Here is a 20,523-nt window from a genome sequence, read left to right on the forward strand (position 1 = left end):
TTTATCTTCTCCTTAAACGTATTTTAGAAATAGGCTGGATCATTTAGCCATTCTTTTAAATCCACACTACCTTGAACAGATAGTAAACGATATAAATATCGATAAGGTTGTCTACATTGTTCTAAATTAGGAATAGGCATAATCGTTTCGTAACCTTCTTTAAAAGCACAAGCCTCTTTTTCTGTAAGTACATATTCTAATCCAATAAAATCAAGCTCTTGTGGCGCAACTGCATAAGCTTCTGTATCGACTAATCCAGTAATGGATATACCATCTGTTAAAAACTGAGTCGGATCCATATCGATTAAAACGAGTGTAGCATCTTTCGGTATTGGCATAGAGGAGAGTTGTGATTGAAAAGTATTAAATGCGTTACATATGCTTGCATTATCGGAATAAAACATGTCGACTAGATTGTGACTGACTTTTAAAATATGTTGTTGAAATTGATTCAATGGAACTTGGAAGTTACCTGCTGGATTTCCTATGAAATTTGCTTTAAATGTATGGATTTGTGCCAGACCTTTTCCAAGGCTGAATAAAATAGAGTCTGATTGTCCGATAAAAGATTGAAGTGTTTTACCTTGTAACTTCTCAACAACAACAACATATTCGCGGCCCTTCAAAGTATGTTTCTGTAAAATTGTCGGGATAGGAAGGCTTGTATGTTTTTGCAACAATGTATGTACCGTTTCTAAATGATGTACATTTCTTGGATCAATTCCGAAGAGATGTTTGCATCCCCACCAAAAGTCGTTATTTGGCTCCCCATTCATTTTTGATGAACGAATGATAACTTCTTCATTTTCTGTTTTCACAAGGAAAATATCACTTGCATGATCTTCATAGCCTGGGTGTAATGCCTTCGTATATAAAATTGGTGAAGTGAACAGTTGTTGAAACATAAGAAGACTCCTTTTTTTTGTAAATTCGATAAATTGAGTATACAACAGAATATACAATATGAGGACAAATTTAGATTGAGGGCATATAAAAGGAATTAGAATATCATTACTGGATGGTCATGTTTCATTTGTCTAATTTTAAATAATAAAGAACGAGAAATTAGTAGGGGAATTATATCATAAATTGATTTTTTTCTAGTTTTATATGAATTATCAAAATAATATTTTTCAATTTTTGCAAAGTGATAAACGAATAAAAATAGAAGGAAGGGCTATAAATCTTTGGAAGGAAAAGCGTATGTGTCATAGGACACAAAAAATAGAAAAGGATTTAATGGATATGTATAAGAAAATTTGCTTTTAACAGCAAGGGCAAAGAAAATATTTCTCAATAATAAAATGAAGAGAATGATATGAAAAAGTAGTATAGATTCATTTATAATAGGTTTCAACTTATTAAGTAAATGAACTATTAAGTTAACTATATTAATAAAAAGGAGAGAATGTTATGGCGAATGTACTCGTAATAAATTTCCCTGGAGAAGGTCATATTAATCCGACGTTAGCTATTGTAAGTGAGTTAATTCAGCGTGGAGAAACAGTCGTTTCATATTGTATTGAGGATTATAGAAAAAAGATTGAAGCAACAGGTGCTGAATTTCGAGCATTTGAGAATTTTCTCTCGCAAATCAATATTATGGAACGAGTAAATGAAGGTGGTAGTCCGGTAGAAATGCTATCTCATATGATTGCAGCGACAGACCGTATCGTAGGTCAGATTATAGAAGAAACAAAGGGTGAACAATATGATTATATAATGTATGATAATCATTTCCCGGTAGGTCGTATTATAGCAAATATTTTACAGTTACCTAATATTTCTTCTTGTACAACTTTTGCTTTTAATCAATACATTACATTTAATGATGAGCAAGAATCGAGACAAATAGATGAAACTTCTCCATTATATCAATCTTGTTTAGCGGGAATGGAACGATGGCAAGATCAGTACGGAATGAATTGTAATAGTCTGTATGATATTATGAATCATCCTGGAGATATTACAATTGTATATACTTCTAAAGAGTATCAGCCGCATTCAGATGTATTTGATGAATCGTATAAATTTGTCGGGCCATCAATTGCTACTCGTAAAGAGGTAGGAAGTTTTCCTATTGAAAACTTAAAGGACGAAAAAGTTATTTTCATTTCTATGGGAACAGTTTTTAATGAACAACCAGGATTATATGAGAAATGTTTTGAAGCTTTTAAAGATATAGATGCTACCGTCGTATTAGTCGTGGGCAAAAAAATAAATATAAGTCAATTTGAAAATATTCCGAATAACTTTAAATTGTATAATTATGTGCCGCAATTAGAAGTATTAAAACATACAGATGCATTTGTTACACATGGTGGTATGAATAGTTCAAGTGAAGCGTTATATTATGGTGTTCCGTTAGTTGTAATTCCAGTGACAGGAGATCAGCCTTTAGTTGCGAAACGTGTAGCTGAAGTAGGAGCTGGAATAAGGCTTAATCGTAAAGAAATAACTTCAGAATTGTTACGTGAAGCTGTAAAGAAAGTAATGGATGATGTGACGTTTAAGGAGAATAGTCACAAGGTTGGAGAGTCGCTTCGAGATGCTGGAGGGTATAAAAAAGCTATTGAAGAAATTGTGCAATTCATGTCTAATTACCAAGTGTCAAAATAATATAACTTTCAATCTAAGATGACAACTAGAAATCTACTCTAACTAAAATATATAGAAATGGAGAGATTTTTTATGTCAAAAGCGATAGTTATAAATTTTCCAGCTGAAGGTCACATTAATCCTACCATTGGCGTTGTAAAAGAATTGGTAGATAGGGGCGAAGAAGTTATTTACTATTGTGAAGAAGAATATCGATATAAGTTACAAAATATAGATGTTCAGTTTCGTAATTATGGGGGGATTTTAGAAGAGATTAATTTGAAAAATAGAATGGAAGATATGTTTAATCCGTTGCAAATGATATATAGATTTTTAAGCGCGACAGAGAAAGCAATTCCTTTTTTGTTAGAGAGTGTGAATCGTGAAAAATTTGATTATATGATTTATGATCAGCATTTTATTTTAGGTAGAATTCTGGCCGAAATGTTAACTATACCTACAGTTGCATCTTGTACAACATTTGCAATGAATAAAGAAATGTTGGAAGGCATGAAAGAAAAGTTTGAGGAAATAGATGTTAATTCCACTCTATATAAAGAGTGTAGTGCGATCATGAATAGAATAAGTAATCAGTACAGAGTGAAAATTCATTCATTAGAACAACTCTTTCACTATGAAAGTGACATGACATTAGTTTTTACTTCGAAATATTTCCAACCATATTCGGATTCTGTTAAGGATAACGTTAAATTTATAGGGCCGTCCATTACTACTCGAAACGTAGAGGTGGATTTTCCGTTATATAAGTTAGAAGAAAAAGCAGTTATATATATTTCAATGGGAACAGAGTTGAATAAACAATTAGAACTATATGAAAAGTGCTTGCAGGCGTTTAAAGATTTTAATGGGATCGTTGTAATTTCGATAGGTAAAGAAATTGATACAATGAAATTATCTAACATACCATCTCATTTTATTATTCGTCCGTATGTGCCACAACTAGATGTTTTAAAATATGCAGATGTATTCATTACGCATGGAGGTATGAATAGTGTAAGTGAGGGACTGTATTACGATACACCACTTGTTGTTTTACCGATTACTAATGATCAACCTTTTGTAGCAAAAAGAGTAGAAGAATTAAATGCCGGCGTAGTTTTAGATAATAAAAGTGTTACAGCAGATGAATTAAAAGAAGCCGTAAATACATTATTAAATAATTCTTCATATAAAGAGGCTAGTAAAATTATTGGTTTAAGTTTACGAAAAGCTGGAGGATATAAAAGGGCGGTGGACGAAATTTTTAATTTGAAAAAAAAGCATATTTTATTCAATAATTAAAGATACACGAAAAGTACACACTTATATATAAGTGTGTCAGAGTGTTTGGAAACCCTTTAGGGTTTCCTACACTCTGGAATGTATGAATTCTGAAATTCGTACAAAATAGTAATACATGATAAAAACACAAAAAATAGCCCTTCACCTGACCCTTTTTGGTCAGGTGAAGGGCTATTTTTTTCATGTTTTGGCAGGCTGCAGTGAGATAGGCCTGCATTTGGACATACTTCACCCCTCGAAACCGGGCATACCGATAACCATGTAGTTCTTTGGCATCCGCAAAACTCCGCTCAATTGTAGAACAGCGTACTTTATATAGCTTTTTACCCGTACTTGTTAATTTGTTTTTTCTTGCGATATCTTTATATTCTTCCCAAATATGATGCGTAATGACTTTTTGTTTTTGTTTCTCTGAGAAACATTTATCACGCAATGGACAAACGGCACAATCTGTTGGATTAGATTTATATTGACGGTATCCTTCTCGATCCGTTGTCGCATATTCTAAAATACATCCCATTGGACAGGCAAATACGTCTGTTTCTTCTTCATATTTAAATTGACTTTTTGGTACTTCTTTATTCCGTTTTCCAAATCGGCGATACCCCATCACCATAAATATATTCTGTTCTGATAATTTCTTACAGATATAACCTGTAAAATAACCGGCATCAAGTGCTACAGCTTCAACTTCGAATCCAAATTTATCAATTTGAGCTTGGAGGCGTGCTAAATACGGCTCGGAATCCGCTACATTTCCAGCCGTTATATAGGTATCTGTAATCACATTGTACTTCGCATCAGTCGTACGATGATCTAAGAAATGAAAACCGTTCGGTTTTCCATCCCTCATTAAAAAGCCACTATCTGGATCAGTTGTACTTATACGAATTTTTTTAGTAGGGGTATCACTTTCCTTTCTAGGTTTTAATTCTTTTTTTCATGAGCTTCACGATCTTCCATAACCGCAGCCTCTAGTTCCTCTATATAAAACTTTGGCTTTTCTTTTTTAAATTTATGTACAAATTTATTTTTATTGGCATTCGCTTTTATGTGCGTAGAATCTGTCATCAAGGCACGTCCTCCCACCATACGGTGTTCCGTCGCTTGACGTACAATTTCATCAAAGATTTCTTCAAATATATTTGTATGAATAAAGCGCGTACGGCGATTCCAGCTGATGGTAGAATGATTTGGAATTGGATCTGATAGGGAAAATCCTAAAAACCAACGGTAAGCAATATTGGTTTTAATCTCTTTTTCTAGTTGACGTTCTGAGCGAATACCGTAAAAATATCCAATAAACATCATCTTAAATAAAACGATTGGATGAATAGAAGGACGTCCATTATTTTCACAGTAATAGGGGCGTAACTTCTCTTCAATAAAATCAAAGCTGATTGTAGCTTCAATCGCACGAAGAAAATGGTCTTGTGGAACTAATTCTTCTACAGAAACTGATACACGTTCATCACGATGATTTTTTAATGCACCCATCATAAAAAACCTCTCCTTTTCCTCTTTTTTATCAGTGTTGACACATAAAAAGAGGTTCAGACACAAAACAAGGCTGTGGAGAAGACTTTCTCCACAGCCTGACACACTTATATATAAGTGTGTACTTTTCGTGTATGAAATGAAATTTGTACATGAAAATCAGCAAAAAGGTGAACAGTTTGTGTATGTAAAGCGATTTTTTTGTATTAACAAAAAAATTACGGTAAAATAATACTGAGAAAATATATATGTTTTGGGGGTTATTAATGAAAAAATTATTCGAATATGTATTATTGACAATTGGATCGATTATTGTAGCCGGTTCATTGGAGCTTATTTTAGCACCGAATGGATTAGTAGATGGTGGGGTAACAGCCATTGCTATTATGGCAAATAAAGTTGCTGGATTGCCGCTTTATGGAGTGTTTTTAGGACTTAATATTCCTATTTTATTATTTACGGCAAAAGTAATGGGAAAAAAGTTTTTCATCCGCACATCCTATGCAAATATTGTAACCACTCTCGGATTAATTTATTTGAAACCATTTCCAGCTATTACAACGTCTGAGTTATTAATTGTACTTTATGGTGGGGTACTATTTGGAATTGGCGTTGGGATTGTTGTAAAAATGGGCGGAGCAATTGATGGGTCAGAGATGTTAGCTGTTTGGATGAATAAGCATTTTAAAGTACCGATTAGTACATTTTTACTTGCTGTAAATGCGGTTATTTTCGTATTTGTCGCTATTTTATTTTCAATCGAGCAGGCGATGTTCTCATTAGCAATTTTCTATATTGTTACGAAGATGATTGATTTCATATTAGATGGTATTAATCAAGGGAAGAGCGTCATGATTATTTCGAGCAAAAATAAAGAAATTGGTGAGCTACTTATGAAAGAATTGCAACTTTCTGTTACGTATCTACATGGAGAAGGTGGTTTTTTAGGAGAGCACCAGAGAATCATTTACTGTATTACAAACCGTTTCATTTATCCAAAGATGAAAGATCTCGTTCTCTCTGTAGATCCAACTGCCATAATTGAAGCTTCTTATTCAACAGAAACAACTGGTGTAAAGCGTCCAGGAATGTCAGCACGTTCAGGGCAAGCATCAAACAAATAAGTAACTAAAAAGACTGCTTCCACAAGGAAGCAGTCTTTTTAATTGGGAAACCAAGCTTCTTTTAATAGCTTTACAACTGTTTCAATTTCCGTTTCTTGTATCCCTCCGAAGCCTAGTAATACATACGATTGCTTTCGTAAATCATTTACGGAGTCGTATATGGAGAGAGGATAAATTTTTACGTGTTTTGTTATAGCAGATTCAATGAGCTCTCGCTCGGTCATACCATTATGGACGTGTAGTACAATATGAAGTCCGGATTGTTCACCGAGTATATCAACATGGGTTCCTATTTCGCTCGTAATGGATTTAACTAATGCAATGTGTTTTCTTTTGTACAACGTACGAATTCGATTTATGTGCCGATTCCAATCTCCTTTTTGAATAAAGGTAGCAAAAGCAAGTTGCTGCATCGTGGAGACAGTTTGTTTAAAGATACCACCAAGCTCGTTATAAGCCTGTAAAAGGTGGTTTGGTAATACGATATACCCCATTCGTAAAGATGGTAAGAAGGACTTTGAAAAAGTTCCCATATAAATAACGCGTTCTTTTGAATCGAGCCCTTGTAAGGAGGGAATTGGTTTTCCTACGTAGCGAAACTCTCCGTCATAATCATCCTCAAGTATATAGCCACTATGGTCATTTGCCCATTTTAGTAATTCAAGTCTTCTAGATAACGGCATAATCATCCCGTAAGGAAACTGGTGTGATGGCGTGACATATGCTACATTTGCATTCGATTTACGTAAAGATGAAATATTAATCCCTTTTTCATCTAATGGAATAGGGTGAATGGGGAGTCCGCAACTTTTTATAATCGCATTCACACGATGAAATCCAGGATTCTCGATTCCGTATTCTTTTTTAGGACCAAGCAGTTGAAGAAGTAGCCAAAGGAGTGGTTGTATGCCGGATCCGATAATAATTTGGTCAGGTGAAGAGTGTACCCCGCGAGCATGATATAAGTATTTAGAAATATGCTCTCGAAGAATGAATTCACCTTGTGGATCTTCTTTAGCAAATAAATTGTTTTCGTATTGAAGTAAGGCCTCTTGTAGTGCTCTTTTCCAATTTGAAATAGGAAAAGCTGTTTGATCGATTAGTCCTTGGCTACAATCAAAATTATATTGTTCTTCTTTTACACGACTAGTTTTATAAGGTATATGAAGTTGTTTATTTGGAATTACATCGATATCAACTTCTGCAACGAATATACCGCGCTTCGGTTTACTTACTACATACCCTTCAGCCATTAATTGTTGATAAGCAGATTCGACCGTAATCCGGCTAACATTAAGCTGTGATGCTAAGTTTCTGTGAGAGGGAAGACGTGTTCCGACAGAAAGAGTTCCCTTTACAATTTCTAGTTTTATGTAATTGTAAATTTGTATATAAATTGGTGTTTGACTTTCTAATTGCAGAGGAATAGTAACATCCATCGTATGTAAGCCTCCTTTTTAAACTGGCCTTATAAAAAATAAGTGATCTGTCACTTAAGTAAGGGACAGTTGCTTTTTATAATGATGATATAACATTTAGAAAATTTTATAAATAGTTAGGGGAGAGTTATAATGAATATTAGAGAAATCATAACAGAAGAACAATTATATGAGGTTTTACCAGTGTTACAGCAATTACGAACAGCACTTTCAAAAGAAAAGGCAAGTTCTTTATTTCGAAAAATGAAAGAAGAAAATTATAAGTTGTTTTCGTTATATGATGAAGAAGATGAAGTTGTTAGTCTTGCTGGTGTGGCAGTTTGCACGAATTTTTATAATGAAAAACATGTTTTCGTTTATGATCTTGTAACAGCAGAAGCTCACAGATCGAAAGGGTATGGAAAAGTTCTTCTTTCATATATAGAAAAATGGGGGATAGAAAAAGGGTGTGAATCTATCGTTCTTACATCTGCGTTTCCTCGAGTCAATGCCCATCGCTTCTATGAAAGAGAGGGGTATGATAAGGTAAGTTATTCTTTTTGTAAAGAGTTATAAGAAAAGGAGGTTCTATGTGAAATAACATATAGAACCTCTTTTTATATAGAAATCAAAGATGAAAAGGGTTAATAGCTTATTTTGTCGAATAGTTTCTATACAATAATAAGGTAGTATTGAATTTAGAAAATACAAGGAGCGTTTATACTTGGAAAAAATAAAGAAACTATCAATACCAAACGATGTAAGAGTCATCGTTATTTCTGATATTCATGGAGAACTAGAGCTTTTTAAGGAATTCTTACATAAAGTTAATTTTAAAGAAGAGGACTATTTAATTATTAACGGTGATCTTTGTGAAAAAGGGAGAGATAGTATTGGCGTTGTAAACTATGTTATGAATCTTGCCAGTTGTAATCCGAATGTCCATGTTATTGAAGGGAATTGTGAAGTTTTAGTTGAAGCTCTTTTAAATGAAAATCCTGGGTTAATCAACTATTTATGTACGCGAAAGTATTCTATATATAATGAATGGTTAAGTCAGTTGAATTTTCCTGTTAGTGAAGAGACTGATATTCGTGAAGTGAAACATATATTAATGAGTAACTTTTCAAAAGAAATAAATTGGCTGACACAATTGCCAACTGCTATTGAAACAGAGGAGTATATTTTTGTGCACGCTGGATTTGAAAATATAGAAGATTGGAAGAAGACAAAGCGGAAAAATACGATTGCAATGCCGGCATTTCTAAATGAATCACATCGTACGAATAAGTATGTAATAGTCGGGCATTGGCCTGTTGTGAATTATTCTGAGGAAGCCCCATCTAACAATCCGGTTGTTGACGAAAATAAAAAGATAATTGCGATTGATGGCGGGAATGCTATTAAAGAAGCAGGACAATTAAATGCATTTATCATTCATAGATCAACTATTACAGACGTATTCTCATATACATCTGTAGATCATTTTCTGCAGTATGAAGTATTAGTGGATTTTAACGCGGATTCCGTAATGCAGGGAGGCGTTACATATCCGTATTATTATATTGAACCGGTGGAGAAAAATAAAGATTTTACTGTATGTAAGCAAAGAGAAACAAATAAGCTACTTTATGTGAAAAATGAATATATAAAACAAAATGAATCCGGTGATTTTACTGTTAAAACGGATATCTCTTGTGCGCAAATAAGTGTCAAAAAAGGTGATATAGTGTCCCTTATTGATAATAGCTGCATAGGATATGATTTAATAAAAAAAGATGGTGTGGAAGGTTGGATAGAGAAAGGCATTCTTCTTAAGTTGAATGAAAAAGACTTACGAGTGTATAGCTAAAAAATAGGAGGGAATATATCCTCCTATTTTTTATGTTGTAGGAATTCGTATTTCATCTAATTTGTTGCGACAATAATAAATAAGAGAATAATACCGATAGGTTTTTTCAGTATCTCACCTGCGTTCTGCATAATTAAAAATGTGAGGGTTCAAGTGTTTAGGAAACATCAGATTCTCTTACAAAATTATACAGTATAAGTGAGGTTTTTGTTTTGATTTTTCAGAAAAAATATTATAATTGTATATATTAAATAGCAATGTATGTAGGAGGACTTTATGCAGAAAACGATGTTAAAAGGGAAGAAAGTTCAGCTTCGAACAATTGAAGAGGGTGATATAAAGCCATTATGGGCTCTCGTATTTCAGGAAGAAAATCCAGAATGGAAGAAGTGGGATGCACCATACTTTCCATTTTCTATTCAAGAGTATTCGGTGTACAAAGAGAATTTACAATTACGATTAAAAGAAGAACCACTATCCCAGTTTATTGTTGAAAATGAAGGGGAAATAATCGGGACGGTAGGTTTTTATTGGGAATATAAGCCGACGCGTTGGTTGGAGATGGGGATTGTTATTTATAACCCAACATATTGGAATGGTGGTTACGGTACAGAAGCTTTACGATTATATAGAGATTTTCTATTTGAAAATATGGAGATTGGTAGAGTTGGACTCACGACTTGGTCTGGAAATGAACGAATGATGAAAGTAGCTGGAAAAATAGGAATGAGGTTAGAAGGAAGAATGCGAAAATGCCGTTATTATAATGGTACATACTACGATTCTATTCGTATGGGAATGATTCGTGAAGAATGGGAAGCTTTACGCTTAACGAAGGAGTGAAGAAAGGTGTTCGCTGTTGTTGCTACATTTGATCGTGCGTTTGTAAAAGAGATAAAGGAGATGCAAAAAAATTAGCAGACAGGGTAGGTATTGTTCTAATAGAAGGAGAAGAGCCCCATATTACATTAGCGGATTACAATGACTTAAACGTTGATTTGTATAGGGAAGAATTGGGTAACTTTATGAATGATTGGGAAAGTTTTTACATTGATTTTCCTTCTGTCGGTACATTTCCTAGTAATGGAACAGTCTTTTTAGCACCCACGGTTACAAGTAAACTTTTAGAATTGCACTATTCATATCATCATTTTTTTCAAGATTTTAATGATAATTCAAAGTCATATTACATACCTGAAAAATGGGTGCCGCATCGTACCATGATGAATCATTTAAATGCAAAGCAGTTTTTATATGTCATGGAGTATGTATATCAAAAATTCAATGTAAAAAGAGCTGGTATTGAAAAATTAAAGTGAATTATGAGAATGGTTCTGCAGTTTTTTCTAGCATACTAGCAGAATATAAATTTAAGAGAATGGAGACATCGAGATGACATATGTGGTTAGAGAGATGAAACAAGAAGATATTAGTGCTGTACAAAAGGTGGCAAAAATAGCTTGGCATGACACATATGAAGGAATTATCCCAAGAGCGATTCAAGATAATTTTTTAGATGAAGCGTATTCTGATGAAAAGATGAAATACCGACTGGAAAATACACATTTATTTGTTGCTGAAGTAGAGGGGGAAGTAATTGGCTTTGCGAATTTCTCACCTATTAGACTGCAAAATGAAGCAGAATTAGGAGCGATTTATTTGTTACCGGGTCAGCAGGGGAAAGGAATAGGAACAGCGTTGTTACAAAGAGGAATCACGGTATTAAAAGGGATTCGGAAAATGTACATCCATGTAGAAGCAGCAAATGAAAAAGGTAAACGATTTTATGAAGCGAAAGGCTTTGCAGCTTTAGAGCAATTTGAAGAAGATTTCGAAGGACATATGTTGCAAACAGTAAGGATGGTTTTGTATATATAAGGAGAACCATGCATGAAAATATTTGATTTCAGTAAAAAAGTAGGGAAGCACATATCAGCATTTCAATCAGACTTTATGATGTAAAAAATAGTAAAACATCAAGGGGATATACATATCGGCGCAATGCATTTACAAGCGAATGGAATAATCGGATATCAAGAAGCAGTTGTATCTCAACTGCTTCTTATTGTAGACGGCGAAGGATTTGTGTGCGGGGCAGATAAAGAAAAATTGAAAGTGAAAGCAGGACAAGCTGTTTTTTTGGAAAAGGGAGAGTTTCATGAAACGAGTACGGAAAATGGACTGATAGCAATTGTAATGGAATCAGAGAATCTTGAGAATGGTATTTTAATGCCCATTGGAGAAGAGGAGGCGTGAAAGGATGATTATTAAGGCGAATAAAGAAGAAACGAAGCAAATATTAGATTGTGCTGCACAATCGCTTTTTGAAGGAACGAGAGGGAATTGTCAAGTAAGCACAGAACAAGCAATCGAAATTACGAAGCCTTTATTAGAAAAAGGAGCGTATTATTTAATCGTAAAGCAAGAAAATGAGATAGCTGGATGGATTTTAGTCGGGGAAAATACAGACTATTTTTCTGGAGAAAAAATTGGGTTTATTTATGAATTGTACATTTTTTCACAGTATCGTGGGAAGGGTTTATCGAGAAAGCTAATGAAAGCAGGAATTACTATATTACAAGAGAAATATTTCGAAATTCGTTTGAATGTATTTGCAGGGAACTTTGCGAAAGAGATGTACAAAGAGTTTGGTTTTGCTGAAAGACAAGTAGTTATGACTTTGAAGTGAGAACAATAGCCTAAATGGGAGAAGAAAAAAAATGAAGCAAGAAAATGTGTATGTTACTTATTTACAAAGGGTGTATCCTGCATTGCAAGTAGAATCGGCTTATGTAAATGAAATTGGTCAAAATAATGATGTATTGATCGTAAATGAGAATATAGTATTTCGGTTTCCAAAATATAGAAAAGGTGTGAAGAAGCTTCGAATAGAAACACAATTATTAGAAAGAATATGAGAGTTTATTACATTGCCAATTCCTTTTATGAGAGAAGATGCGAGACAGTCAGTTTCAACATCATTTGAGTCATATGTAAATAAAAGAAGTCATTTTGATTTTACTCCGTGTCTCGTTCATGGGGATTTTGGTATGACGAATATTTTATACAGCTCGGTAAAGAAGGAAATTTCAGGGGTTATTGATTTTGGTGGTGTCAGTATAGGGGATCCTGCATATGACTTTGCGGGTATATTAGCTAGTTATGGACTAGTAGGAAAAGAAATGGGATTATATGTTGGAGATGGTTATGGATTAGGTGGTACCATTAAATTTGAGGATTAAGAGAGGAGCATATCAATATGCAACCATTTAAGGCTGGAAGGATTATTACATATGTTGCAATTGCTATATTACTTGTAGTTGCTTTTATATCTCCTTATGAATTACCTAAAAAGATTGGCTTTATTATAGGTGTTCTTATTTTAGGAGCATGTGCACTTGGTACTAATAAATTTTACGAATGGATGTTTAGTAAATTTAACAATAAATAATGTCTAATATAAGAAGAGAGAATAATCATGAAACTTTTACTAATCGGAACAGTATGGAGGATATCAAAACAGGTGGTCTGTTTGGTTTTAAAGCAGATGCTGCGTATACTGCACATAAGTATGAAGTGTTATTTGAAAAAATTGATATACCGGATATTATTCCATATTTCCGTGATCATGACATTACCCTGCGTTTGGAGTTGGGAGTTGGAAACTTAGGTTTTAAAGTGCATGCTGGAGCTGAGAATGGGATTTATACTCCTTTGTATAAAGACTTTGCAGCTGGCTTATTTGTAAAACCAGAGAAAAAGGAGTAAGTAGATGCGTCCTTTCAAACAAATGAGAACTATATATTTAATAACAGTACCTATTATTGCATTACTTTCATTATTTTTTCCGCAGTCATTAGGAGATCGTATTCTTACATTCTTTTATATACTTGTTTTTGGTGGATTAGCAATTGGATTTACATATTTAATGGACTTTATTGGAAGAAAAGTAAAAAAATAAAAGGGGATAAATAACTATGAAACTTTTACCAATTGGAACAGTAGTGAAACTAGAAGGTATAGAACAAGTTGTTATGATTATTGGAAGAATGGTTGTATCAGCGGATAAACGAGATTTTGATTATGTAGGTGTTCCTTATCCAGTAGGTTATTTAGGGGATGAAAAAGTATTGTGTTTTAATCATGATAAGATTGTAGAGGAAATGCATAGAGGGTATATGACTGAGAATGAATTAGTTCTACGTGAGAAATTAGTAGAAATGTAAATAAAGTTATGTTTATAATAATTCTCTTTGAGAGGAAAATTCCTAGTTATAGCTAGGAGTTTTTTGTAGTTATTTATTCAGAATTTTCTTGAGAAATAAATATATAGCCTTTTTTATGTATTCAAATTTTGCTATTGTTTATTATAGGGGGGGTTTGCATAAAAAGGATGAGGAGGTTATTTATGAACGTTCAAACAAAGGGGAATGAGCAAGTAACCCAATTATTAAACGAATGGTATTTAGAGATTCGCTCGAGACATATAGAAAAAGCAAGGGATTTAAAACAAAAAGTGGAAGCAAAAGTTAATGAGATTAAAGATAGCTCAGAGTTATTGCAGCATTACTTACTTCTCGATTTTCGATACAATTACTTAATTGATAACTTGAGAGTATCCAAAGATAGTTTTGATGAAATCGACTTTTATGGTGTACCAACAAATAGTTCGCTATCCTACTATTATCATTTTTTTAAAGCTATCCACTCTAATGCAATTGGTGAATACACTTTAGCCAAAGAGCACTATGAGAAGGCTGAATCACTCTTAAGATATATTTCTGATGAACTTGAACATGCAGAGTTTTACTATAAATTAGCTACATTCCGTTATCATGTTTATCAAGCACTGTTAGCAATTACTCATGTAACGAAAGCTAAAGAGATATTCTCTAAACATAAGGACAATGAGTTGAATCTAGCTTTTTGTAATAACCTTTATGGATTAGCATGTATACATTTAAAAGAATGGGAACTAGCTGAGGAGTATTTGACTTCTGCAATGAATACTTTTCAAAAGATAGAGGAAGAGCACTTTATCCTTATGGTTCGCCAAAATCTAGGTTTAATGTATGCAAGTCAAAACCTCTCTCCATTGGCTATTCGTTATTTATCTGAAGTTAATGAAAAAATGCCAACGAATTACAGAGCCCTATTTGTTGAGGCTAGAGAGCACTTTAAATTAGGTCAAATAGAAGTTGCTCTGGAGCTTATTGAAAAAGGTTTAACAATATGTACACAACTAGAAAACAATGAGTATCAGTACCGATTTGCAATTTTAAAATCAATGGTTCAAAATGCTCCAGCTCAAGAATTAGAAAAGGCAGCTTTAGCAGGAATGGAGTACTTTAAAAGAGAACAACTATGGGAGTATGTTCAAGAATATACTGAAGTCGTAGCTGTTCAGTATCATAATGAAGGCAGTTTCGAGCAAGGTAGTAAGTACTTTTATTTAAGCTATGAAGCTAAAAAAGAAATTCACAAAAAGGAGGCGCTAAAATGAAAAAGGCAATACGTTTAATGGGAATTGTAACAATTTTAACTTTAACACTTGGAGTACATACTTCAGTAGATGAGCAACAAACTACTAATCTAGTAAAAACAATGGCAGATGGAAATACTGGCGGTTGATCTCTTAATTAAGGAACTAACAGGAGCAGGGAGAAATCCTTGCTTTATTTTTTTGTACAGAATTAATAAGTAGCATATCATTAAATTAGGATATCCGAGGGGGATTGCCATAGGTGAAACTAGTAGTTGCCATCTCAAGAAAATACATATTTCAATTGAAATTGCTTTCCATGAGAAAAACGACCTCTCAGATCGACTTGTGTAATTTTTTATTCGTTTGTTCATAAATAGTGTAAAGTCTCTTAGATGTATTGTTAGGTATTTCTCGCGGTGGATGGTAAAAAGAGCTCTCTGAGAAGCTCCTAATCTGTTAATCTAATCCTACTTGTATCTTATTGCGGAGCTTTATTTGAGTTAGCTGATACCTTGTAAGTTGATTTAGTTAACATGCTGTAACCTCCTCGTCAGTTGTATCGCTGAGGTTGAACTGTAAAGAATCTTCTAGGTGTCCAACTCGAAGGTTTACTAAGTATGTAGTTCCTTGTTGTAAAGTTTTAATTTCTGTAGAGATACCTGCTTTGTTCATCTCGTGGTGAATTGCTAGTACCTCTGAGAACGCCATCTCATGAGTAACCTCATAGCCTAGCTCCTTCATCATTTTAATTTGCTTTGCATCTACTGTATTATCAATAATCTCCATTAATTTATCCAATTGAGTTGTTTTCATTTTAAAATTCCTCCTTAGTTTATAATTAGTAGTTGACTATTAAGAGTGATAGGAGATAGCCGACTTCATAAATAAAACCTGTCATACCACTTGCTATAAGTACGGATTCTAGGTTTTGCTTTCTCAAAGTATGTTCCTCCTTTGAGGAATCACCTTGTCAGTCATCTTCAAGTTTGAATGTCTGAGGAGTTTACTCAGAGTGAATACATCCATTCCAGCCATCAAGCACCTATGAGCTGACAGTCTAACGTTCTTAAAGTTCATTATCTTCGCGAGTCGGCTAAACATGAGTTTGACTGCGTTAGGTGTAAGTTGATGATAAGCATCATTCTTATTTGTTCATCTGAGAAGACTTCTATTCGAGTCTCTGTTTTAGCTTGCTTGAGCTTACGAGCTGGATTTCTCTTTTGACTTATTACTTCCTCGTCCTCAAGGAACTGGAAGAAAGTCTTCAAGTGCTGCAATTTAGTATTTCTTGTTAGTACGCTGTTTTGTCGTTCTCGTTGGCAATACACGAGGTAGCTCTTAATGGTTTGTTCTCTCACCTCCTCAGTGTCTATGAGTTCACGCTCTGAGCAGAACACTTGAAACTCGGTGAGAGTATCTCCATAAGATTTGATTGTCCGAGGTGCTAAATTGGCAAAATCCTTCTCGTCTAGGTAATCCTTAATAGCGAATTTGAATAGCATAATTAATCGTTCCTCCTCTTGGTGATCTCCTTTTCGTTGTACGCAAAAAAGAGGGCTACCGAGCTAGCTCTAATGAGCCAACTAAAGTAGTCCTCTTATACGAGACACTCACAGTTCTAACCCTTGAGAAAACACTCTCAGCTTACCAACCTTGGATGTGTACACATACCAACAACCATAGCGGATAAGTTAAAAATTGCAGAGTGAAAGCTTGGAAGGTTAATTGTAGGATATTCTTTTAAAAGTGAAAATTATTTCTTTCACTTTTATACTTGTATTGGGGCAATGTCTCTTGGAACTACAAACTTATTAGAATACATAACTAATAAATTTAAAAAGAATAGAAATAATTAATGTACTTAAACAAGAAAGAATTATCATTAAATATAGTTCAAGGAAATCTTATAGGAGTGAAGTTTGAGGCAAGTGCTTTAGAATATTACTTCTCTAAAAAACTTCCCTTTGCAGAGGATTTAACAGTTACATAAAAGTTTCTTAATATGTATTGTATATTCGTGATATATAGATATACTTATAAAAATGATTCTGAACTAATAATCCATAAGTATCAAGTCGTTCCTAATAAAATTGAGATTCCGGATTTTATCCCTTTTGAAAAAGAAAAAAGGAGTAATCACACATGTTTAAACAAGGGCGTATTTTGATGTATATTTTTACCGCAGTGTTATTTTTTTCTTCATTCTTTTTTCCGCAGCCAATGGGAAAGGAGTTTCTAACAGCTATTGCAGCATTGATTATTGGTGGAATAGGTATTGGAATTTCCTATCTATTAGAAATTTTGAGTAACAAGTCGAAGAATATATCTAAAAAGAACGGAGAATGATGATGGAGCTTTTCCCGATTGGTACACTTCAGTGAGGTAGACTATTTTGCTAGTAAACTAACGGCTCTAGGGGCTGTAGGCTCGGCAGACCTTGCTCCTATCTTAGCGGGACTTGGAGGTTTAACGGCTAGGAACGGCAGGGATAGCTGCAGCTGGATTTGGTGCACCCGCAATGACCTCAATAATGGGAGTTGTAGAGACTACAAGCGAGTTGGCTGATGTGCAAGACAAAATAGACCAAGCGAGGTTAGCAAGAGACGATTCTTTCAGGTTTAACTGCTGAGGAGAGGCAAGCAGTAACTAGTTTACAAGATTTTAAAGATAATTAGAAATATATGAAAGATAAGGTGAGCCCTACAACGTTCACTATGATGGCTAACGGTTTAGACTTTGTCAATCTCACAATGACTAAAATGTTTCTAGCTATGAAGGGAGTAGGGGGATTCCTTTGCAGGTATGATCGGTCAGAATAGTAAAAAAAGCGATGGGACCCTTTACCTATAAGTTTTTATTAAGTATAGGGGTAGAGAACTTTAAAGGATCATCATAAATAAAATGGGGTTTCATTTCGTTCCTGTACGATTCTCCGTCATGGGAGATAGCCTTTTTTGTTAGGCAGTCCCCCAAATTATGTATAGACAATCATCTAACACATAGACAGCCAAATATAATATCGAGAAAAATATAATATCGAGAAAAATATAATTAAAATGAGGAGTGATTGTCTGTGTATCATCCGTATTATACACCTTATACTTATGACGAAGGTATAGCGAATCGCACAACTAGTCCTAATCTGGATTTATATCGAGCTGGGTATCAAGCTGGGTATCAAGCTGGGCGATATGTAGGGGAGGAAACCACCATAAGACAAAGCTATCCGCTAGTTGTCCGGGGAGGTGGCGGGCTTAGTTTTAGTGTGCATCCGGGAACTGAGCAGGGAGAGTTCAATATACTTGAGCTGTTTTTCAGGGGGGGACAACGTCCAGCAACTTTAGGATTAGCCCCTGGCGAAGGCTCTTGGGTTGATCGTGGGCTGAGGGAAAATGAGCCGACCATTATTCACCAGTGGGTTCCCGCAGGTGTTACATCTGCCCGTTGGTTCAATGATTTAAGGGACCCCAATAAGTACTGGACATTCTATGTTTATAATACCGGTCAGGGGGTAATGAGGGTAACACACTCACATTCAGGGAAACCGTTTTAGGTTTCGGCCGCAAGTACTATCCCCCTAGGCTTATTATGACTTGAAAGCATGGTAACGGAGAATAAACTCTTGGCTTTAATAAAAGATTGATAAGGATTAATACACTGTTAAAGATGGATATCCCACATACCCTAAATGGGAAGTACAGTCCGGAGCAGATGCAACCTTCTCTGGGACACTAAAGAGTAGTGAGCCGTCCATTACAGGACAATGCCCTAACACATGGACTGGACTATGAGAAAGGGCTGGAGGAGGGTATTGCACAGGCTTACTCCTCACGAGTGGACGGAATAGGAGCAGGCTCATATGCAATGAAACTAGAAAAGCTAAACTCTACAGAGGCTTATTTCTTATTACATCAAAACAAGGTGATTAACCTAACAGGTGCTGCTCAGAGAGTATACTTCACAAGGTTTTACAAAACATCAACTCCTAGTACGGTAACATCTCCTGAGATATTTTACGTTCTTAGTGGAAGCTCTACAGATGTATTTCAGATACCTTACGCAAATATCACTAAACAGTGTGTTTCAAGTGGCGATACGATGGGTTATTACTTCTATAGTGGCTACGCAGACTTACCTGCGAGTAACGCTACTTACAATAAAGCTCAAATGGCAGTAGGTTGTAGTAAAGGAGTTAAAACTATCTGGTACTGCCTCTCTAATGAGGTTAGCTCAGTCAACATGTGACTAGTTACTACTATTGAGGACTACACTGACACTGATCCAGCAGTAAACATTCTTAGAGATTCGCAAGCGTAACTCAGGAGGAAGCTGGGGAGCATAGACAAGGAAGTGTCTCATCTCCTTTGTTCATGGACCCTGGAAAAGTTATTGAGTTTTCTAAGAGAGCAGACATAGATGTGATCATGGAGGATTTTTATGTAGAGAATAATGAACAAGTGTACATTAGGATGAAAAAAGAACTGCTTAGACAAGGGTATACTGCAGAATGGATTTTAATGTGCCATCTTTATTGAAATTCCCCCATAGTTCTTGAAAATCTGTCTCATAACCGAAAGCTTCAATATCTCCAATCATAAATAAATTCATAGCTGCTTCTTCTTTTAGAAAAGTAAATACTTGCTCATTATCTTTCTTTGTTAATTTTCGTATCATAACGAATTGACCTCTTTTTTATTTTCTCTAAATATTACAATTTCGTGTTTTTTAAATCAATATAAAATTTTATGTTTAGTTCACAAAGTTTCGGAAAAACTAGGAAAGATATGACAAAGGAGGTTATGAACGGTGGATCATCCAATTCAAGGATTAATGAAAGCAGCAATGGAAAACTTAAAGGAAATGGTCGATGTTAATACGATTGTTGGAGAGCCTGTTCAAACGGCTGACGGTGGTGTAGTGTTAACGGTTTCGAAAGTGGCGTTCGGTTTTGGAGCAGGAGGATCTGATTTCCAAACGAATGATGGGCAAAGAACGAACGGTAACCCTGCATTTGGCGGTGGTAGCGCGGGTGGAGTTTCAATTACACCAGTAGCATTTCTAGTGGTGAATAAAGATGGTGTGAACATTCTTCATTTACAAAATGCGACGCATTTAGCGGAAAAAATGATTGAGTTAGCTCCACAAACAATTGATAAAATTCAATCGATGTTCCAAAAAAATGAAAAGAAAGAGGGAAATCATCACCCTCAAAACCCGGATGAAATCGTTTGAAAACGCCTGCTTATG

The 20,523-nt window shown here is 34.8% G+C and carries 25 protein-coding genes and 3 pseudogenes; 21 read left to right on the forward strand and 7 right to left on the reverse strand.

The features are described 5' to 3' along the window. Window positions 1-23 precede the first annotated feature (23 nt). Window positions 24-905, reverse strand: a complete 882-nt coding sequence (locus DJ93_RS22770) for a protein kinase family protein (protein ID WP_042983375.1) — start codon at window positions 903-905, stop codon at window positions 24-26. A 508-nt stretch (window positions 906-1,413) separates the two neighbouring features. On the opposite strand from DJ93_RS22770, the gene DJ93_RS22775 reads away from it, so the two are divergent. Together DJ93_RS22775 and DJ93_RS22780 are read left to right on the forward strand one after the other, a co-directional pair. Next, entirely contained in the window at window positions 1,414-2,619 is a 1,206-nt protein-coding gene (locus DJ93_RS22775) for a macrolide family glycosyltransferase (protein WP_042983376.1), read from the forward strand. Window positions 2,620-2,691: 72 nt separating this feature from the next. Next, window positions 2,692-3,900 carry a macrolide family glycosyltransferase gene (locus DJ93_RS22780; protein ID WP_042983377.1) on the forward strand — a complete coding sequence of 403 codons (1,209 nt, stop codon included), beginning with the start codon at window positions 2,692-2,694 and terminating at the stop codon, window positions 3,898-3,900. A gap of 130 nt (window positions 3,901-4,030) precedes the next feature. On the opposite strand, the pseudogene DJ93_RS31120 reads toward DJ93_RS22780, so the two are convergent. Beyond that, window positions 4,031-5,400: pseudogene (locus DJ93_RS31120) on the reverse strand (IS1182 family transposase); the annotation flags it as partial. A 263-nt stretch (window positions 5,401-5,663) separates the two neighbouring features. Here DJ93_RS31120 and DJ93_RS22795 point away from each other — a divergent pair. Beyond that, window positions 5,664-6,521, forward strand: coding sequence for a YitT family protein (locus DJ93_RS22795; protein ID WP_042983379.1), 858 nt, complete (start codon window positions 5,664-5,666; stop codon window positions 6,519-6,521). 38 nt (window positions 6,522-6,559) lie between these two features. Here the strand turns inward: DJ93_RS22795 and pdxR are convergent, their stop codons facing one another. Further along, window positions 6,560-7,960 carry a MocR-like pyridoxine biosynthesis transcription factor PdxR gene (gene pdxR / locus DJ93_RS22800; RefSeq protein WP_042983380.1) on the reverse strand — a complete coding sequence of 467 codons (1,401 nt, stop codon included), beginning with the start codon at window positions 7,958-7,960 and terminating at the stop codon, window positions 6,560-6,562. Between the two features lie 132 nt (window positions 7,961-8,092). On the opposite strand from pdxR, the gene DJ93_RS22805 reads away from it, so the two are divergent. The 15 genes and pseudogenes from DJ93_RS22805 to DJ93_RS34455 all read left to right on the forward strand — a co-directional run bounded on the left by DJ93_RS22805 (window position 8,093) and on the right by DJ93_RS34455 (window position 15,422). Next, on the forward strand, window positions 8,093-8,515 hold the full coding sequence (locus DJ93_RS22805; RefSeq protein WP_042983381.1) for a GNAT family N-acetyltransferase: 423 nt from the start codon (window positions 8,093-8,095) through the stop codon (window positions 8,513-8,515). A 148-nt stretch (window positions 8,516-8,663) separates the two neighbouring features. Beyond that, window positions 8,664-9,791, forward strand: coding sequence for a metallophosphoesterase (locus DJ93_RS22810; protein WP_042983382.1), 1,128 nt, complete (start codon window positions 8,664-8,666; stop codon window positions 9,789-9,791). 276 nt (window positions 9,792-10,067) lie between these two features. Beyond that, a complete protein-coding gene (locus DJ93_RS22815) occupies window positions 10,068-10,634 on the forward strand; it encodes a GNAT family N-acetyltransferase (protein ID WP_042983383.1) in 567 nt (188 codons plus the stop codon). 6 nt (window positions 10,635-10,640) lie between these two features. Beyond that, window positions 10,641-11,187, forward strand: a pseudogene (locus DJ93_RS22820) (2'-5' RNA ligase family protein). Beyond that, complete coding sequence (locus DJ93_RS22825; protein ID WP_042983384.1) at window positions 11,184-11,669, forward strand: GNAT family N-acetyltransferase; 486 nt, start codon at window positions 11,184-11,186, stop codon at window positions 11,667-11,669. The pseudogene DJ93_RS22820 and the gene DJ93_RS22825 overlap by 4 nt, the downstream one beginning before the upstream one ends. A gap of 123 nt (window positions 11,670-11,792) precedes the next feature. Continuing rightward, window positions 11,793-12,047: a cupin domain-containing protein gene (locus DJ93_RS22830; RefSeq protein ID WP_241484310.1), complete on the forward strand. Its 255-nt coding sequence runs from the start codon at window positions 11,793-11,795 to the stop codon at window positions 12,045-12,047. A 4-nt stretch (window positions 12,048-12,051) separates the two neighbouring features. Then, entirely contained in the window at window positions 12,052-12,480 is a 429-nt protein-coding gene (locus DJ93_RS22835) for a GNAT family N-acetyltransferase (RefSeq protein WP_042983385.1), read from the forward strand. A 31-nt stretch (window positions 12,481-12,511) separates the two neighbouring features. Further along, window positions 12,512-12,709 (forward strand): hypothetical protein, encoded by a 198-nt coding sequence (locus DJ93_RS33890; RefSeq protein ID WP_052109609.1) that lies wholly within the window; start codon window positions 12,512-12,514, stop codon window positions 12,707-12,709. Window positions 12,710-12,721: 12 nt separating this feature from the next. Then, on the forward strand, window positions 12,722-13,033 hold the full coding sequence (locus tag DJ93_RS33895; RefSeq protein ID WP_052109611.1) for a phosphotransferase family protein: 312 nt from the start codon (window positions 12,722-12,724) through the stop codon (window positions 13,031-13,033). Window positions 13,034-13,050: 17 nt separating this feature from the next. After that, complete coding sequence (locus tag DJ93_RS22845; RefSeq protein WP_042983386.1) at window positions 13,051-13,242, forward strand: hypothetical protein; 192 nt, start codon at window positions 13,051-13,053, stop codon at window positions 13,240-13,242. Between the two features lie 53 nt (window positions 13,243-13,295). Continuing rightward, the gene (locus tag DJ93_RS22850) at window positions 13,296-13,559 is read left to right on the forward strand and encodes a hypothetical protein (protein ID WP_042983388.1); all 264 of its coding nucleotides are present in this window, start codon (window positions 13,296-13,298) and stop codon (window positions 13,557-13,559) included. Between the two features lie 4 nt (window positions 13,560-13,563). Next, on the forward strand, window positions 13,564-13,752 hold the full coding sequence (locus DJ93_RS22855; protein ID WP_042983389.1) for a hypothetical protein: 189 nt from the start codon (window positions 13,564-13,566) through the stop codon (window positions 13,750-13,752). 16 nt (window positions 13,753-13,768) lie between these two features. Then, window positions 13,769-14,017 (forward strand): DUF4176 domain-containing protein, encoded by a 249-nt coding sequence (locus DJ93_RS22860; protein ID WP_042983390.1) that lies wholly within the window; start codon window positions 13,769-13,771, stop codon window positions 14,015-14,017. 182 nt (window positions 14,018-14,199) lie between these two features. Then, window positions 14,200-15,294, forward strand: coding sequence for a response regulator aspartate phosphatase (locus DJ93_RS22865; RefSeq protein ID WP_042983391.1), 1,095 nt, complete (start codon window positions 14,200-14,202; stop codon window positions 15,292-15,294). After that, window positions 15,291-15,422: a hypothetical protein gene (locus DJ93_RS34455; protein ID WP_259300238.1), complete on the forward strand. Its 132-nt coding sequence runs from the start codon at window positions 15,291-15,293 to the stop codon at window positions 15,420-15,422. The genes DJ93_RS22865 and DJ93_RS34455 overlap by 4 nt, the downstream gene beginning before the upstream one ends. A 382-nt stretch (window positions 15,423-15,804) precedes the next feature. On the opposite strand, the gene DJ93_RS22870 is transcribed toward DJ93_RS34455, so the two are convergent. Then, complete coding sequence (locus DJ93_RS22870) at window positions 15,805-16,089, reverse strand: hypothetical protein (RefSeq protein ID WP_042983393.1); 285 nt, start codon at window positions 16,087-16,089, stop codon at window positions 15,805-15,807. Between the two features lie 263 nt (window positions 16,090-16,352). Then, window positions 16,353-16,778 carry a tyrosine-type recombinase/integrase gene (locus tag DJ93_RS22875; RefSeq protein ID WP_052109613.1) on the reverse strand — a complete coding sequence of 142 codons (426 nt, stop codon included), beginning with the start codon at window positions 16,776-16,778 and terminating at the stop codon, window positions 16,353-16,355. 640 nt (window positions 16,779-17,418) lie between these two features. Between DJ93_RS22875 and DJ93_RS22880 the strand changes: the two genes are divergently transcribed. Continuing rightward, entirely contained in the window at window positions 17,419-17,622 is a 204-nt protein-coding gene (locus tag DJ93_RS22880; protein ID WP_042983394.1) for a hypothetical protein, read from the forward strand. 1,303 nt (window positions 17,623-18,925) lie between these two features. Here DJ93_RS22880 and DJ93_RS32850 read toward each other — a convergent pair. Then, window positions 18,926-19,093: a hypothetical protein gene (locus DJ93_RS32850; protein WP_161785254.1), complete on the reverse strand. Its 168-nt coding sequence runs from the start codon at window positions 19,091-19,093 to the stop codon at window positions 18,926-18,928. Window positions 19,094-19,140: 47 nt separating this feature from the next. Between DJ93_RS32850 and DJ93_RS22890 the strand changes: the two genes are divergently transcribed. Next, the gene (locus tag DJ93_RS22890) at window positions 19,141-19,521 is read left to right on the forward strand and encodes a hypothetical protein (protein WP_142920650.1); all 381 of its coding nucleotides are present in this window, start codon (window positions 19,141-19,143) and stop codon (window positions 19,519-19,521) included. A 258-nt stretch (window positions 19,522-19,779) separates the two neighbouring features. Here DJ93_RS22890 and DJ93_RS22895 read toward each other — a convergent pair. Next, a pseudogene (locus tag DJ93_RS22895) lies at window positions 19,780-19,950 on the reverse strand (GNAT family N-acetyltransferase); the annotation flags it as partial. 132 nt (window positions 19,951-20,082) lie between these two features. Between DJ93_RS22895 and ytfJ the strand changes: the two are divergent. Then, window positions 20,083-20,508: a GerW family sporulation protein gene (gene ytfJ, locus DJ93_RS22900; protein WP_042983399.1), complete on the forward strand. Its 426-nt coding sequence runs from the start codon at window positions 20,083-20,085 to the stop codon at window positions 20,506-20,508. Window positions 20,509-20,523 lie beyond the last annotated feature (15 nt).

This window comes from Bacillus clarus (assembly GCF_000746925.1).
GTDB lineage: Bacteria > Bacillota > Bacilli > Bacillales > Bacillaceae_G > Bacillus_A > Bacillus_A clarus.

Bases quoted from the DNA above. Each gene is read 5' to 3' on its own strand.
- DJ93_RS22770 (WP_042983375.1), bottom strand. From the start codon at position 905: ATGTTTCAACAACTGTTCACTTCACCAATTTTATATACGAAGGCATTA.
- DJ93_RS22775 (WP_042983376.1), top strand. From the start codon at position 1,414: ATGGCGAATGTACTCGTAATAAATTTCCCTGGAGAAGGTCATATTAAT.
- DJ93_RS22780 (WP_042983377.1), top strand. From the start codon at position 2,692: ATGTCAAAAGCGATAGTTATAAATTTTCCAGCTGAAGGTCACATTAAT.
- DJ93_RS22795 (WP_042983379.1), top strand. From the start codon at position 5,664: ATGAAAAAATTATTCGAATATGTATTATTGACAATTGGATCGATTATT.
- pdxR (WP_042983380.1), bottom strand. From the start codon at position 7,960: ATGGATGTTACTATTCCTCTGCAATTAGAAAGTCAAACACCAATTTAT.
- DJ93_RS22805 (WP_042983381.1), top strand. From the start codon at position 8,093: ATGAATATTAGAGAAATCATAACAGAAGAACAATTATATGAGGTTTTA.
- DJ93_RS22815 (WP_042983383.1), top strand. From the start codon at position 10,068: ATGCAGAAAACGATGTTAAAAGGGAAGAAAGTTCAGCTTCGAACAATT.
- DJ93_RS22825 (WP_042983384.1), top strand. From the start codon at position 11,184: ATGACATATGTGGTTAGAGAGATGAAACAAGAAGATATTAGTGCTGTA.
- DJ93_RS22830 (WP_241484310.1), top strand. From the start codon at position 11,793: ATGCATTTACAAGCGAATGGAATAATCGGATATCAAGAAGCAGTTGTA.
- DJ93_RS22835 (WP_042983385.1), top strand. From the start codon at position 12,052: ATGATTATTAAGGCGAATAAAGAAGAAACGAAGCAAATATTAGATTGT.
- DJ93_RS33890 (WP_052109609.1), top strand. From the start codon at position 12,512: ATGAAGCAAGAAAATGTGTATGTTACTTATTTACAAAGGGTGTATCCT.
- DJ93_RS22845 (WP_042983386.1), top strand. From the start codon at position 13,051: ATGCAACCATTTAAGGCTGGAAGGATTATTACATATGTTGCAATTGCT.
- DJ93_RS22850 (WP_042983388.1), top strand. From the start codon at position 13,296: ATGGAGGATATCAAAACAGGTGGTCTGTTTGGTTTTAAAGCAGATGCT.
- DJ93_RS22855 (WP_042983389.1), top strand. From the start codon at position 13,564: ATGCGTCCTTTCAAACAAATGAGAACTATATATTTAATAACAGTACCT.
- DJ93_RS22860 (WP_042983390.1), top strand. From the start codon at position 13,769: ATGAAACTTTTACCAATTGGAACAGTAGTGAAACTAGAAGGTATAGAA.
- DJ93_RS22865 (WP_042983391.1), top strand. From the start codon at position 14,200: ATGAACGTTCAAACAAAGGGGAATGAGCAAGTAACCCAATTATTAAAC.
- DJ93_RS34455 (WP_259300238.1), top strand. From the start codon at position 15,291: ATGAAAAAGGCAATACGTTTAATGGGAATTGTAACAATTTTAACTTTA.
- DJ93_RS22870 (WP_042983393.1), bottom strand. From the start codon at position 16,089: ATGAAAACAACTCAATTGGATAAATTAATGGAGATTATTGATAATACA.
- DJ93_RS22875 (WP_052109613.1), bottom strand. From the start codon at position 16,778: ATGCTATTCAAATTCGCTATTAAGGATTACCTAGACGAGAAGGATTTT.
- DJ93_RS22880 (WP_042983394.1), top strand. From the start codon at position 17,419: ATGTTTAAACAAGGGCGTATTTTGATGTATATTTTTACCGCAGTGTTA.
- DJ93_RS22890 (WP_142920650.1), top strand. From the start codon at position 19,141: ATGAAACTAGAAAAGCTAAACTCTACAGAGGCTTATTTCTTATTACAT.